The following is a 14,953-nucleotide window of genomic DNA, read 5'->3' on the forward strand; positions in this document are numbered from 1 at the left end:
TTGTAGGCTATTCATCATATAACAAGCATAATCTATAGTCTAAAAGATAGAATAAAAAACACGAACGAAAGTTCGTAAAAAACTATTGAGTAAAACATATGTTCGTGTTATAGTGAATTTGAGAAAACAAGAACAAATGTTTGGAGCGTGATGACAATGTTAAAATATACTACATATCGTAGCATCCACAATCAATCTGAAAATGGTGAACAACAGATTGATGGATCAGGATCAGATATACATCATACATCAACAAGTTATTCGGAGAAACAATCCCAGCAAGCAGCTATTCATGCTACACGAGCGGACAAAGATATAGTAGTAGATGAATGGACTTATTTGCCGAATGTGCAAAAGATACGCAAACCAAATCAACCCAAAGGCAAAAAGACATTACGTCAAAAAACACTTCAGCTTATTCAAAGTACAGCGCAAAAAGTAAAGTGGAAATCTGGCGGACGTTTAATGGTGTGTTTTGTGTTTGCAGGTGTATTATTGTACGGTGGAGTGATTCATAACTTTGTAGTAGCAGACAAAGTAGAAGGGCCTGCACAAACAGTTGTTGTTCATTCAGGAGATAGTCTATGGAGTATCGCTAGCGAATACAAATCAGCTCAAACGGATACACGTGATTATATAGCTCAGATTCGTAGTGAGAATCAATTGACTACCAGTGAGATTCAAGCAGGCGATGTTCTGGTGATTCCATACGATTAAGTCATATCATTTCTAAACAGAGATCTGTTTTATAACTGATATGACTTGATAAGAGAATGTACTCATTACAATGTACTGATGAATAAGATAAAAGTTTGTTAAGATCTATTGATCTTGACAAGCTTTTTTTTACATGTCAAAGTTAGTGATGGTCAAAAGACCACTACTCAAATGGAGGTTAGTTATGGATATCGATACACTGATTGCACGTATTAATGAATTAGCTCGTAAGAAAAAAAGTTCAGGTCTTACAGCAGAAGAAACTGTAGAACGTGATGAGTTACGCGCTATTTATTTAAATAATATTCGCAGTAATTTTCGTCAACAATTAGATACAATAGAATTTGTAGAAGATGCTGAATCATCGGATAACACCAAAAATAAGCATAAATAAAATCATCTAATGACTTCAATAAATACAAAAGAAACACATAACATCAAGGATGCTCTGGCTGATCTAGAAGAGGGCATCCTATTTTGCTATGGAAATTTGGGGCTTGTTCTGGCATGATAAGATAGAACGAAGTCTTCTGCTTTTGTTGTAAGGCTTACATTATCTATTAGGGGGAAACAAAGTATGTCCCGTTCCTGGGAAAGGCAAGTTCGACGCAATTCAAAGCAAGTTAATGCTGCACGTAGAAAGCAAGGTCAATCTTCTATCGGTGGCAAAACCAGTATTTCCGAATATACAGCGTACAAAGGAAGAAACATCGTTTTTCCAGCCGCTCTAATTATATTGGGAATTATTTATGCAGTTATGGGTATTATGTATCCTACTGCTGACGGTTTTAGCGTGATCTTTATCGTTACAGTAGCCTTGTACATTTTACTTGGCGTTATGCTTTATTTCCGCAAACCGTACTTAAAAATTGGCAGAGATTCATTGATCACTACCAAATTTAATCGTGATCGTCTAATCTCTTCATCTCAAGTAAAAAATATCCGTCTTCAAAAAGGATATGTGGTAATTGAACACAGCTCTAAAGGTGGAAGCTGGGTATTCTCTCGCACGTTAAACCGTTATGATACCGATGCAATGAGCGAGCATTTACGCACATTTGCTGCACAACACAAAATTTCGATTCAAGAAAAAGCATAAGCTTTTTTTAGAATGATAGTTATATATTCTATCTAATGCTAAATATCTAGTTATTATAATCAAAGTAATGATGATCGTTGAGGAGGTACAGACAGTGAGTATTGAAGCCGTTTTGTTTGATCTAGATGATACGTTATTATGGGATGAACGCAGTATAGAAGAAGCTTTTGCAGAGACATGCCTGGTTGCTCAGCAAGCGACAGGTGTTGATCCGACAGCTTTAGAAGAAGCCGTACGCCGAGAAGCAAGAGCACTGTATGAATCCTATGAGACTTTTCCTTTTACCCAATGGATAGGAATTAATCCGTTTGAAGGCTTGTGGGCTCAATTTTCCGCAGGAGAACAACCTGAATTCCGTCAATTGCAAAAGATTGCACCGACGTATCGCAAAGAATCATGGCGTAAAGGTCTGAGTGCAATGGGGATCGAAGATGAAGCTTTAGCACTCCAACTGTCTGATCGATTCGTACAAGAACGACGTAATCGTCCGCATATCTATGAAGAGACATTTCAGATTTTGGATGAATTGCAAGGTAAGGTTAAGTTATTGTTGCTTACCAATGGTTGTCCAGCGTTGCAACAAGAAAAGTTAGACGGTGTACCCAAGTTAGCTCCTTATTTTGATCAGATTGTTGTGTCCGGTGCATTTGGTAAAGGTAAGCCCAATGCTGAGATTTTTGCACATGCGCTTGAATTATTGGATGTAAAGCCAGAGCAAGCATTGATGATCGGGGATAAATTGACTACAGACATCAAAGGTGCGTTAGCAGCAGGCATCAAGTCCGTATGGGTGAACCGTAATGGCAAAATCAACGATAGTGAGATTAAGCCTGATTATGAAATCACACGCTTAACCGATATTCATCAGATTACTGCTCAGTTGGTATCATAAAGAATATTTTATGACATGATATTGGAATCACACAGTCCAAAACATAATAAAAAATCCCTTATCCGAGTAAATCGGTAAGGGATTTTTTTATTTCTACTATTTAAGCTTTTTGGAAAGAGTTATCTTCGAAAGGAAGAGCGATCCAACCGTCTGTTTCGACAAACAAACGAACAGCTACAATTTTACGGTTTTCAACAAGTGTAAAGAAGTGAGGCGTATTCTCAGGTACAGAGATGACATCACCTGGCTCTAACTCAACATCAAAGTATCCATGCTCAGGGCTTTTGATAATAAAAATACCGTTACCTGATACGATCGCACGAATTTCATCTTCTGTATGGGTATGAATTTCTTCAAATTTAGCTAATTTAGCTTCCAGATCAGGTGTAGATTCAGATAAAGTGATAACATCCCATGTGCGGTAACCACGACGTGCTGAAAGGTCTTTGATTTCTGCTTCGTACGTATCTAAAACCGCTTGTTTTTGCTCATCTGTCAATGTGAAGTTATCTTGCAATTCAGGAGCCAATTTGGAAGCATCCCATTTTTCATATACAACCTCATGTTTGTTCAAAAACTCCAGAACCTTGTCATCTCCAGCAATTCTTTCATTGGTATTTCTAATTCTGATTTCAGCCATCGGATTACCCTTCTTTCAATGTTTTTATGTTGTATTATAAAAGAAAAAGCGTTTTTTGTCGATACTTTCATTCAAACTTCATCTTGCTATCTAAATAAAAGATCTTCACTTTTATAATTATAAGTATAATACATCTATACATGACAAATAAGATTCTTTTCTAGTTAAAAAGTTTCTGTTAAACTAAAGCCTAACGTTTTGCGGGGAGGATCGAATAGATGAATAAGCCTGACCTACAAGAAAGACTTGAACAGCGTATTCTGATTTTGGATGGCGCTATGGGGACGATGATTCAACAAAGAGATTTAACAGCTAACGATTTTGGAAGTGATGATCTGGACGGTTGTAATGAAATACTGGTTCTAACACGTCCTGATGTGATCCAAGATATCCATGAGCAATATTTAGCTGCTGGTGCAGATTTGATCGAAACGAATACATTTGGCGCTACTTCAGTGGTACTGGCTGAATATGATATTCAAGATCAAGCACGTGAGTTGAATCTAGCGGCTGTTAAGCTTGCCAGAGCAGCCGTTGATAAATACAGTACAGTTGAACGTCCACGTTATGTTGTAGGCGCTATGGGACCTACAACCAAAACATTGTCTGTTACGGGCGGAGTCACTTTTGATGAACTGGTAGAAAGTTATCAGGAACAGGCTGTAGCTTTGATAGAAGGCGGTTCAGATGTACTTCTATTAGAAACCTCGCAAGATACATTGAACGTGAAAGCAGGTAGTATCGGTATTCGTCATGCGTTTAAGCAGACAGGAATAGAATTACCTTTAATGATATCCGGTACGATTGAGCCGATGGGCACAACACTTGCCGGACAAAATATAGAATCGTTTTATATCTCATTAGAACATTTGAATCCGATTTCAGTAGGATTGAATTGCGCGACTGGCCCTGAATTTATGCGTGATCATATTCGTTCATTGTCTGAGATGGCAGGAGCGGCTGTTAGTTGTTATCCTAATGCAGGGTTGCCTGATGAGAATGGGAATTATCACGAGTCTCCTGAATCGTTAGGACGTAAAATGGCGGCTTTTGCCGAGCAAGGTTGGCTCAATATAGCTGGAGGCTGTTGCGGGACTACACCGGATCATATTCGTGTTATGGATGAATTGTTATCTCAATATCCACCTCGTGCAATGATCGGTACACATCCACCGGCTTTATCCGGTATAGAACCTGTATATATTGAGCAAGATAATCGTCCTTATATGGTAGGAGAGCGTACTAATGTTCTCGGTTCACGTAAATTTAAGCGATTGATTGTAGAAGGCAAATATGAAGAAGCCTCTGAGATCGCTCGTGCTCAAGTGAAAAATGGTGCACAAGTGATCGATGTATGTGTGCAAGATCCCGATCGTGATGAAACGTATGATATGGAGAAATTTCTAGATCTAGTTGTCAAAAAAGTAAAAGCTCCATTAATGATCGATACGACGGATGTAGCTGTTATCGATATCGCTCTTCGTTATTCGCAAGGGAAAGCGATTATTAACTCGATTAATCTAGAAGATGGCGAAGAGAAGTTTGAAGATGTCACTCCGCTTATTCATAAATATGGTGCTGCTGTTGTTGTAGGAACGATCGATGAACGAGGACAAGCGATAACAGCGCAAGACAAATTAGAAGTGGCTAAGCGCTCACAAGAATTGCTTGTTCATAAATACGGACTCAAAACAGAAGATTTAATTTTCGATCCACTTGTGTTTCCTGTAGGTACAGGAGATGAACAGTATATTGGTTCTGCCAAAGAAACAATCGATGGTATTCGTTTAATCAAGCAACAAATTCCAGGTTGTCATACGATTCTAGGGATTAGTAATATATCGTTTGGCTTACCGGAAGCAGGGCGTGAAGTACTGAACTCTGTATTTCTATATGAATGTACCAAAGCAGGCTTAGATTATGCGATCGTAAATACCGAGAAATTAGAACGGTATGCGTCTATTCCTGAACATGAACGTCATTTAGCAGAAGAATTACTTTATCATACAAATGATGCTACATTAGCTGAATTTGTAGCTGCTTTTCGCAATAAAAAGGTCGAAAAGAAAGTGCAGGATTCTAATCTATCTCTAGAAGAACGACTTGCTTCTTATGTAGTAGAAGGAACCAAAGAAGGTTTGCTTCCTGATTTGGAAAAAGCTTTGCAAAAATACTCCTCACTCGAAGTCATCAACGGCCCGCTGATGGCAGGCATGGAAGAAGTAGGACGACTTTTTAATAATAATGAGTTGATTGTAGCTGAAGTATTGCAAAGTGCCGAAGTGATGAAAGCATCTGTTGCTTATCTGGAACAATTTATGGAGAAAAATGAATCGTCTGTGAAAGGTAAGATTTTGCTGGCAACTGTCAAAGGCGATGTGCATGATATCGGTAAAAATCTTGTTGAAATTATTTTATCTAATAACGGTTATAAAATTATCAATCTAGGTATCAAAGTTCCCCCTGAACGCATTATCGAAGCGTACCGTAATGAGCAAGCAGATGCGATAGGTCTATCCGGTCTTTTGGTTAAATCTGCGCAGCAAATGATTACAACAGCGCAAGATTTGCGTAGTGCAGGGATTGCTATTCCTATTATGGTAGGCGGAGCAGCGTTAACACGCAAATTCACCAAAAATCGCATCCGACCGGAATATGAAGGATTGGTATTATACGCCAAAGACGCTATGGATGGTCTCGATATTGCTAATCGTCTTATGAATCCTGAAAAGCGAGCAATCATCGAAGCAGAAGTAGCGGCTGAAAATGAGATCGATACAGCGGTAGCAGTAGAAGTAGCACCATTACCGGTGCTAACTCGTGCAGTCAAATCAGATATTGATCCAAATATGCCGATCTATCTTCCGCCTGATCTGGATCGTCATGTATTGCGTAATTATCCGCTAACGCATATTTTGCCATATGTGAATATGCAGATGTTGCTTGGACATCATCTAGGTCTTAAAGGATCTGTAGAACAGTTGTTAGCCAAGCAAGATCCGAAGGCAGTACAGCTCAAGTCGGTTGTAGATGAAATATTGCAAAAAGCATTAACAGAGCATATTATTCAAGCACATGGTATGTATCGCTTTTTCCCTGCTCAATCGAATGGGAACGATGTGATTGTATATGATCCGACAGATCATAGCCGAATTTTGCATACATTTACATTCCCACGCCAACAAGTAGAACCTTATCTCTGTCTAGCTGACTTTTTGAAGTCTGTAGAAAGTGGTATGATGGACTATGTAGGCTTTATGGTAGTCACTGCTGGTCAAGGAATTAGTGCACTGGCTTCAGAGTGGAAAGATAAAGGCGATTATCTGCGCTCCCATGTTCTTCAAGCCGTAGCGCTAGAGACCGCAGAAGGACTTGCAGAACGTGTTCATCATATGATGCGTGATAGTTGGGGATTCTCTGATCCAGCGACGATGACGATGAAGCAGCGCTTAGGGGCACGTTATCAAGGGATACGGGTATCGTTTGGTTATCCGGCTTGCCCTGATTTAGAAGATCAAGGTCCTTTGTTTGCTTTATTGAAGCCTGAAGATATCGGTGTCGAATTAACTGAAGGATTTATGATGGAGCCGGAAGCTTCAGTATCCGCAATGGTATTTAGTCATCCACAAGCTCGTTATTTTAATGTCGATAAAGCATAACTATAGATTGTATTGCATTATGTATCATCATTGCAGAATCCTCCGACGAATCGGGGGATTTTTGTTACGGAACCTGGCGAATACAGAAAGAAGGTAGAGAGAGATGGAATTGTATTTTTTGGGAACCAATGCAGGCGTTCCTACACTTCAGCGTAACGTGACCTCTATTGGATTACGAATGTATGAAGAGCGCCGTGCATTATGGTTATTTGATTGTGGAGAAGGTACACAGCATCAAGTGTTACGTTCTTTGCTCAAATTAAGTAAATTAGAAAAGATTTTTATTACTCATTTACATGGAGATCATTTGTTTGGTCTGCCTGGACTATTATCTAGTCGAGCGTATCAAGGAGGAGTCACACCGCTTACGGTATATGGCCCTGTCGGATTAGAACGGTATATTCGAACGTCTCTGGAGCTCAGTCAATCACGCATCGAATATGAACTGAATATTGTTGAACACGAAGGTGGCATTGTATTTGAAGATGATATGTTTCGTGTAGAATCCGCGTTATTAGAACACCGTATCGATAGTTACGGGTATCGTATTATTGAAAAAGATCGTCCCGGACAATTGAATTTTGAAGTATTGAAGCATCATGGTATCAAGCCAGGGCCTTTATATGGAAAGTTAAAAAATGGCGGTAGTATCAAATTAGAAGATGGGCAAACGTTACATTCTCATCAAGTTGTAGGTAAACCGAAAAAAGGAAAAATCATTACGATTTTGGGAGATACAAGACCTTGTCCGAATGTAGGTCTGTTAGCGCAAGATGCGGATGTGCTGGTTCATGAAGCTACTTTTTTGCAAGATATGGAAGAGACCGCTCACAATTATTATCACAGTACTACATTACAAGCAGCTCATGCAGCGAAAGATGCAAATGTACACGAATTGATCTTGACTCATTTTAGCTCCCGTTATAAAGATCGTGAACAGCTTGAACCTTTACTTCAAGAAGCCAAAAGTGTATTTGAAAATACTTTATTAGCAGAAGAACATGTATTATTTCCGATCTCTTCCAAGTCGATTTAAAGTATTGACGTTGCGGCAATATAAGGATACCGTTTGCCTTATGCCGCAACTTTTTTTACAATGAAGATTGTGAGTGATAGAAAGGGTGTCTGTATGACAACAAATCGTAAAGGATTACTGATTGATCTGGACGGTACATTGTATCATGGTGATACGGTTATCGAAGGAGCAAGTGCTTGGATACAAGATTTGCAGTCTAAGCAGATTCCGTATTTATTTGTGACGAATAACTCTTCTCGCACACCACAAGGCGTCGCAGATCATCTGACTCATCTAGGTATTCCTGCTAGTGCTGCACAAGTGTGCACTTCTGCGATGGCAGCCGCTTATTATATTGCACAGCAATCCCCTGCTTCGAGTGTGTATGTCATCGGAGAAGACGGATTGAAGCAAGCTGCTACAGAACATGGGTTACAATTAACAGAGGAACAACCTGATTATGTCCTTCAAGGAATCGATCGTCAATTTACATATGAAAAGCTGACAAAGGCATTGCGCCTGATTGCAGGTGGGGCTAAGTTTATTTTAACAAATCCCGATCTACAGCTTCCTTCACATGATGGTTTGTTGCCAGGAGCAGGTACGATTGGGGCATCTATTGTTGCTGCAACAGGAATAGAGCCTGTTGTGATTGGCAAACCATCAGCCATTTTGATGGAATATGCATTAGAACGCTTAGGATTACCTGCAAAGGATGCAATTGTAGTTGGCGATAATCTATTGACCGATATTGCTGCTGGTGCTGCTGCCGGTTGTGTGACAGTGTTAGTATTAAGCGGTATTACGACAACAGATAATATATCTACACATGAAGCCAAAGCAGGGGTCAAAGCAGATATCATATGTCAAGATCTTGCCGAAGTGATTTCGGCTCTTGAATTATACTCATCATCCCATTAATTGATATAGAGAGAGGAAGAATTCTTATGCCAGAATTGCCAGAATTAGAAAATTATAAAGTGCAATTAAGCAATTACATTTTAAATGTGCCGATTACTCAAATTGAGGTAAAGCGTGCCAAAGCAGTTAATCTTGAATCTGAACAAGTAAATCGTCAAATCGTAGGCGAACGTATTGCTTTTATCGAGCGTCGCGGTAAATATTTAAATCTGCATACGAACAATGGACAACGTTTACTGTTAAGTATTGCAGCAGGTGGTTCTTTATTTTATGGCAAAACAAACGAAAATGCGGATCGTGTAGCAGATGTTGAAATTCAGTTTGAAGATCACAACTCGCTGTACTTTACCGGTGCACGTCAAGGTATGTTCTATGTGTACACTGCCAAAGAAGCCAGCGCTAAATTAAAAGATCTAGGTCCAGAAGCAACGGATCGCAAATTAACGGAAGAACAATTTATCAAATTATATAAAGGTCGTCGCAGTTCCCTCAAAACGGCATTGACCAATCAAAATCTAGTAGCAGGTATTGGAAGCTATTACGCTGATGAGATCGCATTTACAGCGGGATTATTGCCTTCTGCCAAAGTGCAAGAACTGGAAGATGATGCATTATCTCGTCTCTATGTCGCTATGCAAACAGTATTGGAAGAAGCTATCCAAACCGGTGGACATCTTGCAGGTCAGCCATTAACAGTAACCGATTCATTAACAGGTGGATTCCATGAACTTCGTCGTGTGTATGAGCGCGAAGGTGAACCTTCTGTACGTTCTGCGAAAGATTTAATTGTCAAAACTGAAGTGTCTGGCAAAAAAGCATATTATTGTCCAGCTACACAATTTGAAAAATAAAATCAAGTCATACGAACCGAGGAGGCAGTATTTATGATCAATCTTTATTTGGATGATTATCGTCCTTGCCCCAAAGGTTTTGCTCTAGCTAGAGATGGAGAAGAGTGTCTGATGATGCTTAGAGACAGTGAAGTCAACATTCTTTCGCTTGATCATGAGCTGGGCTTCGGGCAAATGGATGGAACCGATGTAGTCAAAGCGATGGTGCATGAAGGTCTATTTGCGAATGAGATTTATTTGCACACATCAAGCATGTCCGGTCGCAAACGAATGTATGAACTACTGTATCAAGCAAAACCGGAACATGTAATTTTACATGATGGTGCTATGCCTGCTGACGTTCTGAACGATATTGCGAACCAGTTTTCTAAAGGGCAAGGGTGAGCGCAATGATTGAAGAACTGACAGAACAACAAGCGCTAGCAATAGCAACCACATCAGGACAAGCGATAGCGATCTATGCGTATACACCGCTTTGTGGCACTTGTAAAATGGGGAGACGGATGCTGGAAATTACGTTACCCCTTTTACCAGAACATACGGTATATGCTTTAAATGTTAATTTTGCACCTACTTTTGTACAAGCTTACGAAATTAGCAGTATCCCTTGTTTGATCGTATTTGAAGCGTGGAGAGAAAAAACTCCACGTTTTTTATACCGCATGGAATCTGTTCCGCGTATACTTGAACATATCCGTAGTGCAATTGCATAAATTATTGGAGGCTGAACATTAACTCATGAATGACCAAGAAAACAATACGCAAGAACAAGAGCAACAAAGCGATTCTCGCTGGATCGGAACAGCTAATCATGGCTTTGCTCCTTATGCACAGGAAGAATTAAAAAGAGCATTCGGAGCTGTTAAAAGCTCTGTTCTTGTTCCTGCTGAAGTCCTTTTATTAACATTACCTGTTGCTACAGAGCAAGTTGTACAACGCTTATTAGCAGAACCACCGATGTTCTTACGTCATATTCAACCAGTTCATTATGATCTGGTATTGGATCAAATCGATGCTGAGCAGCATCCTTTTGATGTATTAGCTCATTTATTATTGAAACGTGATGAACTGAAAGATATCAAACTTGCTGTGCATATTCGCAAAACAGCAGATGCTACACCGGAAGAAAATGCTTCCGAGCTACGTCATTTGCTTGAAGAACGTTTGATGGGCTTGCAGTCTGATTTTGCAGTACAGGATGCAGACAAGGTTGTTTCTGTATTTTGGACAGCAGAACGATTGTATGCAGGTATTTCAGTGCCTACCGATAATCTGTCTGATTGGAATGGTGGAGCAGTACGTTTCCAACGAGAAGAAGGTCAGATTTCACGTGCTAAATTCAAATTACTTGAAGCAGAACGTGTATTTGGCATCGATTTTACTGCTTTTCGGTCTGCTGTTGATGTAGGAGCTGCTCCTGGAGGTTGGACTTCATTTTTATTGGATAAAGGATTACAAGTGACAGCGGTAGATCCAGCTAAAATGGACCCTTCTCTTCAAAATATTCCTAATCTTAAAGTAGTCAAAAAGAATGCAGCCGATGTTAAATTTAAACCGAATGAATTTGATCTACTGGTATGCGATATGAGTTGGAGCCCTAAATTAACAGCCAAGCTTGTAATCGGTATGCTTGATGCTGTTGTTCCAGGTGGAACCGTTATTGTAACTGTTAAATTAATGAACAAAAAGCCACTGGCTTTGATTAAAGAAGTGATCAGTACATTTGAAGATGCTCGTATGCAAGTACAGCGTGCGAAGCAACTATTCCATAATCGTGATGAAATTACGCTCTATATGGTAAAATACTGATAGCATAGAATATATTAAACTGATTGGATAGACCCTAAATAAAGATCAATGTGGAGAAGGATGTGTATTTATGCAAAACGCAATTTATCGTTATTTACCGGATATGGAGCATTTTGTAGAACAGATTCGCGCGATTCCTGAAGCAGAAATTGACTTTAAACCAGCACCGGATGCATGGAGTATTCATGAGATTGTTGTTCATCTATTTGATGTGGAAATTATGCTTCAATATCGATTGAAATCAGTCCTAGCTGAAGAAAATCCTGTGATCAGAGCATTTGATCAAGATTTATGGGCACAAAATCTAAAATATAGTTCGTTAAATATGGAACATCACTTGCAAGCATTGATTGCAATGCGTAGGGCTTTTGCACCTGTTTTGGAGCAGGTTCGTGAAGAAGATTGGGAGCGTACAGGTGAGCATACAGAAGATGGAACACTGACTGCTCGTACGATCGCTGAGAAAATTTGTGTCTCTCATTTAGAAACACATGTTAAACAAGTTCAACGAAATCGCGATGCTTACGCTGCTCAAAAATGATTATATTGAACTATGTAGGAAAATAGTCTTATAAAAACTCTTTACAAATCCCGACTTTATCATTTATAATAAATTCAAATTGAAATGCAACGGACAGGGAAAGCATCCCGTCTACTGAAATTACTAATCCTTATTAGGGTTATTTTCAGTGTGGCGGAAGCTTTCCCTTTTTTGTTGCATTTTTTGGTATAGAGACGACCAAGCTACAATAAAACTGTGATCAAGGAGGTATATATATGATTCATTCATCCAAATTAACCTATGGAATAGTATTAGGAGAACGCTATCGAATTGAGCAGAAGTTAGGCAGTGGCGGCATGAGTCACGTCTATCTGGCTCACGATTTGAAATTGCCCGGAAGGTCATGGGCGATCAAAGAAAGCGTATCTGCTCCTTCCCAATTTACAAATGTAGCAGATGAAGCTCAGATGTTGATTACACTTAGTCATCCTTCTTTACCAAGAATCGTAGATTTTTTTGAGCCTGATGATGAAGGATTTACATACTTAGTTATGGATTATATTGAAGGTATTACACTGGATCAACATTTTAAAAAGTATCCTGAATTGATTACAGCATCATTTATTATGCGTTGTGCAGATCAATTATGTGAAGTACTAGAATATTTGCATGATCGGGAACCACCGATTGTTTTTCGAGATATGAAGCCTTCAAATGTAATGGTTACACCTATGCAAGATATGAGATTAATCGATTTTGGAATTGCGCGTAACTTTAAGCCACAAGAAACAGAAGATACTGTCAAATTAGGAACAGTTGGTTTTGCGGCTCCTGAACAGTATGGTGGTGGACAGACAGATAATCGTTCAGATCTGTATGGATTAGGAGCATTACTTTTGTATTTATCTACAGGAGGTCATTACAGCGAATGGATGCCCGGTATGGAGAAATTTATTCGAAGTGATCTTCCACGTGGCATGATCCCTGTATTACGCAAAATGTTACAACATCGTCCGGTAGATCGTTTTCAAAATGCTACTGAAGCTCGTGAATCGTTACGTCGAGCTGTTCAAGAAAATACATCACCTATGTTATATCCTAATACCCTTGCCAGTTCTGTAAATGTACAACAAGCAACGATAGTAGTAGCTGTGATTGGAACAGCCTCAGGAATAGGAACAACACATACTGCTATAGCGATGGCTCATTATCTAGCGCGTCAAGGCGGTGGCGTAGCTTTAGCTGAAATGAATGGTATTCCAGGAACATTTGCACGAATTCAATCGGTTGCAGGCGGAAGTTCACACCATTTGGAACGCAAATTTCAAATCCAGCATGTAGATTACTGGAGAGAGTCGGCGCGGGCTGAAGTTGTGAATCTGCTAGGAGGAAGTTATCGCTTTCTTGTGCTTGATCTAGGATGTTACAAAGATAATGAACGTTTAGAAGAGTTTTTGAGAGCAGATATTCCGATTGTTGTAGGTTCAGGAGCAGAATGGCGGTATCAAGATATTTTGAAGTTTGCAGAACAATTGCAGCGTCATCCACAAAGTAAATGGCAGTATTGTTTACCACTCGCTACATTAGATGTAACCCAGCGAATCAGCAAAGAGTTAGAGACTCAGCAAGTATATGCTTTACCGTGGCAACCAGATCCTTTTGATCAGCATCTACAAATGGATACAGCGCTTCAAAGTGTTTTTAATAGTATTATTCCAGCACCTACCAAAAGAAAAAAATTCCGTTTTAGTCTGCGTTAAAAGAAAAAAGCAAAAAAAGTAAAAGTGAAAAAGCGAAAATGAAGGAGATTATAACATTGTCTAAAATCAGGCAACGCACCAAGCATTTAATTTATGCGGGTTTATGTGGAGCAGGGGTGATCAGTCTTTGCTTTGCAGGATATGTCATCTACTCTAGTATTCAATTCAAGCATAATCAGAATGAACTTAGAGCACGATATGAACAGCAGATACGTACACTAGAAGAAGGCACAGAACGTGTCACTGTATTTGTACCTGCACAAGAAGTCACCGCAGGCAAAGAGATTACTAAAAAAGATTTGGTCGGTATCTATTTACCGAAGCAATCTTTACCAGATCATTTATTGCCTACTGTAAATGAACTGGTAGGTAAAACAACCAAAATTAATTTGACTCGCAATATGCCGATTACCACTTCGATGATCTATGAAGAACAACCGACAACTGATGATATGCGTAACCGTGAGCTGAATACCATTTTAATGCCTACAGATATCAAAAAAGGAGATACCGTTGATATCAGAATTCAATTTCCAACCGGACAAGATTACATTGTGTTGACCAAAAAGAAATTAAACAATTTGGATTATCCAACGATCTGGACGACGTTAAAAGAAGATGAAATGTTAGCATTATCCAGTGCAACAGTCGATGCGTTACTACACAAAGCTTCATTGTATGCAGTTAGCTATGTAGAACCACAATTACAAAAAGAAGCAATACCGACATATCCTTCTAATGCGGAAGTATTGAATTTGATAAAAGCTGATCCTAATATTGTAGGCACAGCAGAACGTTATCTGTTAGATAATGTACGCAAGCAATTAGAATTAGATCTTAAAGCGTTATCGGATGAACAACGATTGAATATTGCCCAGTCTGCTCAATCCGCAGCCGAATCAGCTATATCTACACGACAATCATATAATCAATCAAATGGTATAAGTTCAAATAATAGCAATCCTAATAATGATATAAATACTTCTAACAACGAACAATCATCAACAAATACAAGTGATTCTACCAACGGTGAAAGTTCGATTTACAAAAATAACGCCTCAGAAGCATTTACTTCCCAATAGATAGAA

General features: G+C 39.2%; 15 protein-coding genes. 14 read left to right on the forward strand and 1 reads right to left on the reverse strand.

The annotated features are described in order from the left end of the window. Nucleotides 1–156: 156 nt before the first annotated feature. From yneA to ACFSGI_RS09135, 4 genes are all read left to right on the forward strand, one after another. A complete protein-coding gene (gene yneA, locus ACFSGI_RS09120; RefSeq protein ID WP_204823817.1) occupies nucleotides 157–717 on the forward strand; it encodes a cell division suppressor protein YneA in 561 nt (186 codons plus the stop codon). Nucleotides 718–901: 184 nt separating this feature from the next. Beyond that, the gene (locus tag ACFSGI_RS09125) at nucleotides 902–1,111 is read left to right on the forward strand and encodes a DUF896 domain-containing protein (RefSeq protein WP_204823818.1); all 210 of its coding nucleotides are present in this window, start codon (nucleotides 902–904) and stop codon (nucleotides 1,109–1,111) included. Nucleotides 1,112–1,294: 183 nt separating this feature from the next. After that, entirely contained in the window at nucleotides 1,295–1,816 is a 522-nt protein-coding gene (locus ACFSGI_RS09130) for a methyltransferase (protein WP_204823819.1), read from the forward strand. Between the two features lie 94 nt (nucleotides 1,817–1,910). After that, nucleotides 1,911–2,708 carry an HAD family hydrolase gene (locus ACFSGI_RS09135; RefSeq protein WP_204823820.1) on the forward strand — a complete coding sequence of 266 codons (798 nt, stop codon included), beginning with the start codon at nucleotides 1,911–1,913 and terminating at the stop codon, nucleotides 2,706–2,708. Between the two features lie 100 nt (nucleotides 2,709–2,808). On the opposite strand, the gene ACFSGI_RS09140 is transcribed toward ACFSGI_RS09135, so the two are convergent. Beyond that, nucleotides 2,809–3,348, reverse strand: coding sequence for a cupin domain-containing protein (locus tag ACFSGI_RS09140; protein ID WP_204823821.1), 540 nt, complete (start codon nucleotides 3,346–3,348; stop codon nucleotides 2,809–2,811). A 218-nt stretch (nucleotides 3,349–3,566) separates the two neighbouring features. Between ACFSGI_RS09140 and metH the strand changes: the two genes are divergently transcribed. The 10 genes from metH to ACFSGI_RS09190 all read left to right on the forward strand — a co-directional run bounded on the left by metH (nucleotide 3,567) and on the right by ACFSGI_RS09190 (nucleotide 14,947). Further along, a complete protein-coding gene (gene metH, locus ACFSGI_RS09145; RefSeq protein ID WP_204823822.1) occupies nucleotides 3,567–7,007 on the forward strand; it encodes a methionine synthase in 3,441 nt (1,146 codons plus the stop codon). A 103-nt stretch (nucleotides 7,008–7,110) separates the two neighbouring features. Next, nucleotides 7,111–8,043 (forward strand): ribonuclease Z, encoded by a 933-nt coding sequence (gene rnz, locus ACFSGI_RS09150; protein ID WP_204823823.1) that lies wholly within the window; start codon nucleotides 7,111–7,113, stop codon nucleotides 8,041–8,043. 93 nt (nucleotides 8,044–8,136) lie between these two features. After that, nucleotides 8,137–8,943, forward strand: coding sequence for a TIGR01457 family HAD-type hydrolase (locus tag ACFSGI_RS09155; RefSeq protein ID WP_204823824.1), 807 nt, complete (start codon nucleotides 8,137–8,139; stop codon nucleotides 8,941–8,943). A gap of 26 nt (nucleotides 8,944–8,969) precedes the next feature. Then, nucleotides 8,970–9,794, forward strand: a complete 825-nt coding sequence (locus ACFSGI_RS09160) for an Fpg/Nei family DNA glycosylase (protein ID WP_204823825.1) — start codon at nucleotides 8,970–8,972, stop codon at nucleotides 9,792–9,794. Between the two features lie 33 nt (nucleotides 9,795–9,827). Then, the gene (locus ACFSGI_RS09165; RefSeq protein WP_204823826.1) at nucleotides 9,828–10,178 is read left to right on the forward strand and encodes a cyclic-phosphate processing receiver domain-containing protein; all 351 of its coding nucleotides are present in this window, start codon (nucleotides 9,828–9,830) and stop codon (nucleotides 10,176–10,178) included. A gap of 5 nt (nucleotides 10,179–10,183) precedes the next feature. Beyond that, a complete protein-coding gene (locus tag ACFSGI_RS09170; RefSeq protein ID WP_204823827.1) occupies nucleotides 10,184–10,507 on the forward strand; it encodes a thioredoxin family protein in 324 nt (107 codons plus the stop codon). Between the two features lie 25 nt (nucleotides 10,508–10,532). After that, a complete protein-coding gene (locus ACFSGI_RS09175; protein ID WP_204823828.1) occupies nucleotides 10,533–11,603 on the forward strand; it encodes an SAM-dependent methyltransferase in 1,071 nt (356 codons plus the stop codon). 70 nt (nucleotides 11,604–11,673) lie between these two features. Then, the gene (locus ACFSGI_RS09180; RefSeq protein ID WP_204823829.1) at nucleotides 11,674–12,144 is read left to right on the forward strand and encodes a DinB family protein; all 471 of its coding nucleotides are present in this window, start codon (nucleotides 11,674–11,676) and stop codon (nucleotides 12,142–12,144) included. A gap of 236 nt (nucleotides 12,145–12,380) precedes the next feature. Beyond that, nucleotides 12,381–13,865, forward strand: coding sequence for a serine/threonine protein kinase (locus ACFSGI_RS09185; protein ID WP_204823830.1), 1,485 nt, complete (start codon nucleotides 12,381–12,383; stop codon nucleotides 13,863–13,865). Between the two features lie 56 nt (nucleotides 13,866–13,921). Then, the gene (locus ACFSGI_RS09190) at nucleotides 13,922–14,947 is read left to right on the forward strand and encodes an SAF domain-containing protein (protein ID WP_204823831.1); all 1,026 of its coding nucleotides are present in this window, start codon (nucleotides 13,922–13,924) and stop codon (nucleotides 14,945–14,947) included. The last annotated feature ends 6 nt before the right edge of the window (nucleotides 14,948–14,953 follow it).

It is taken from the genome of Paenibacillus nicotianae (assembly GCF_042681745.1).
Classification (GTDB): domain Bacteria; phylum Bacillota; class Bacilli; order Paenibacillales; family Paenibacillaceae; genus Saccharibacillus; species Saccharibacillus nicotianae.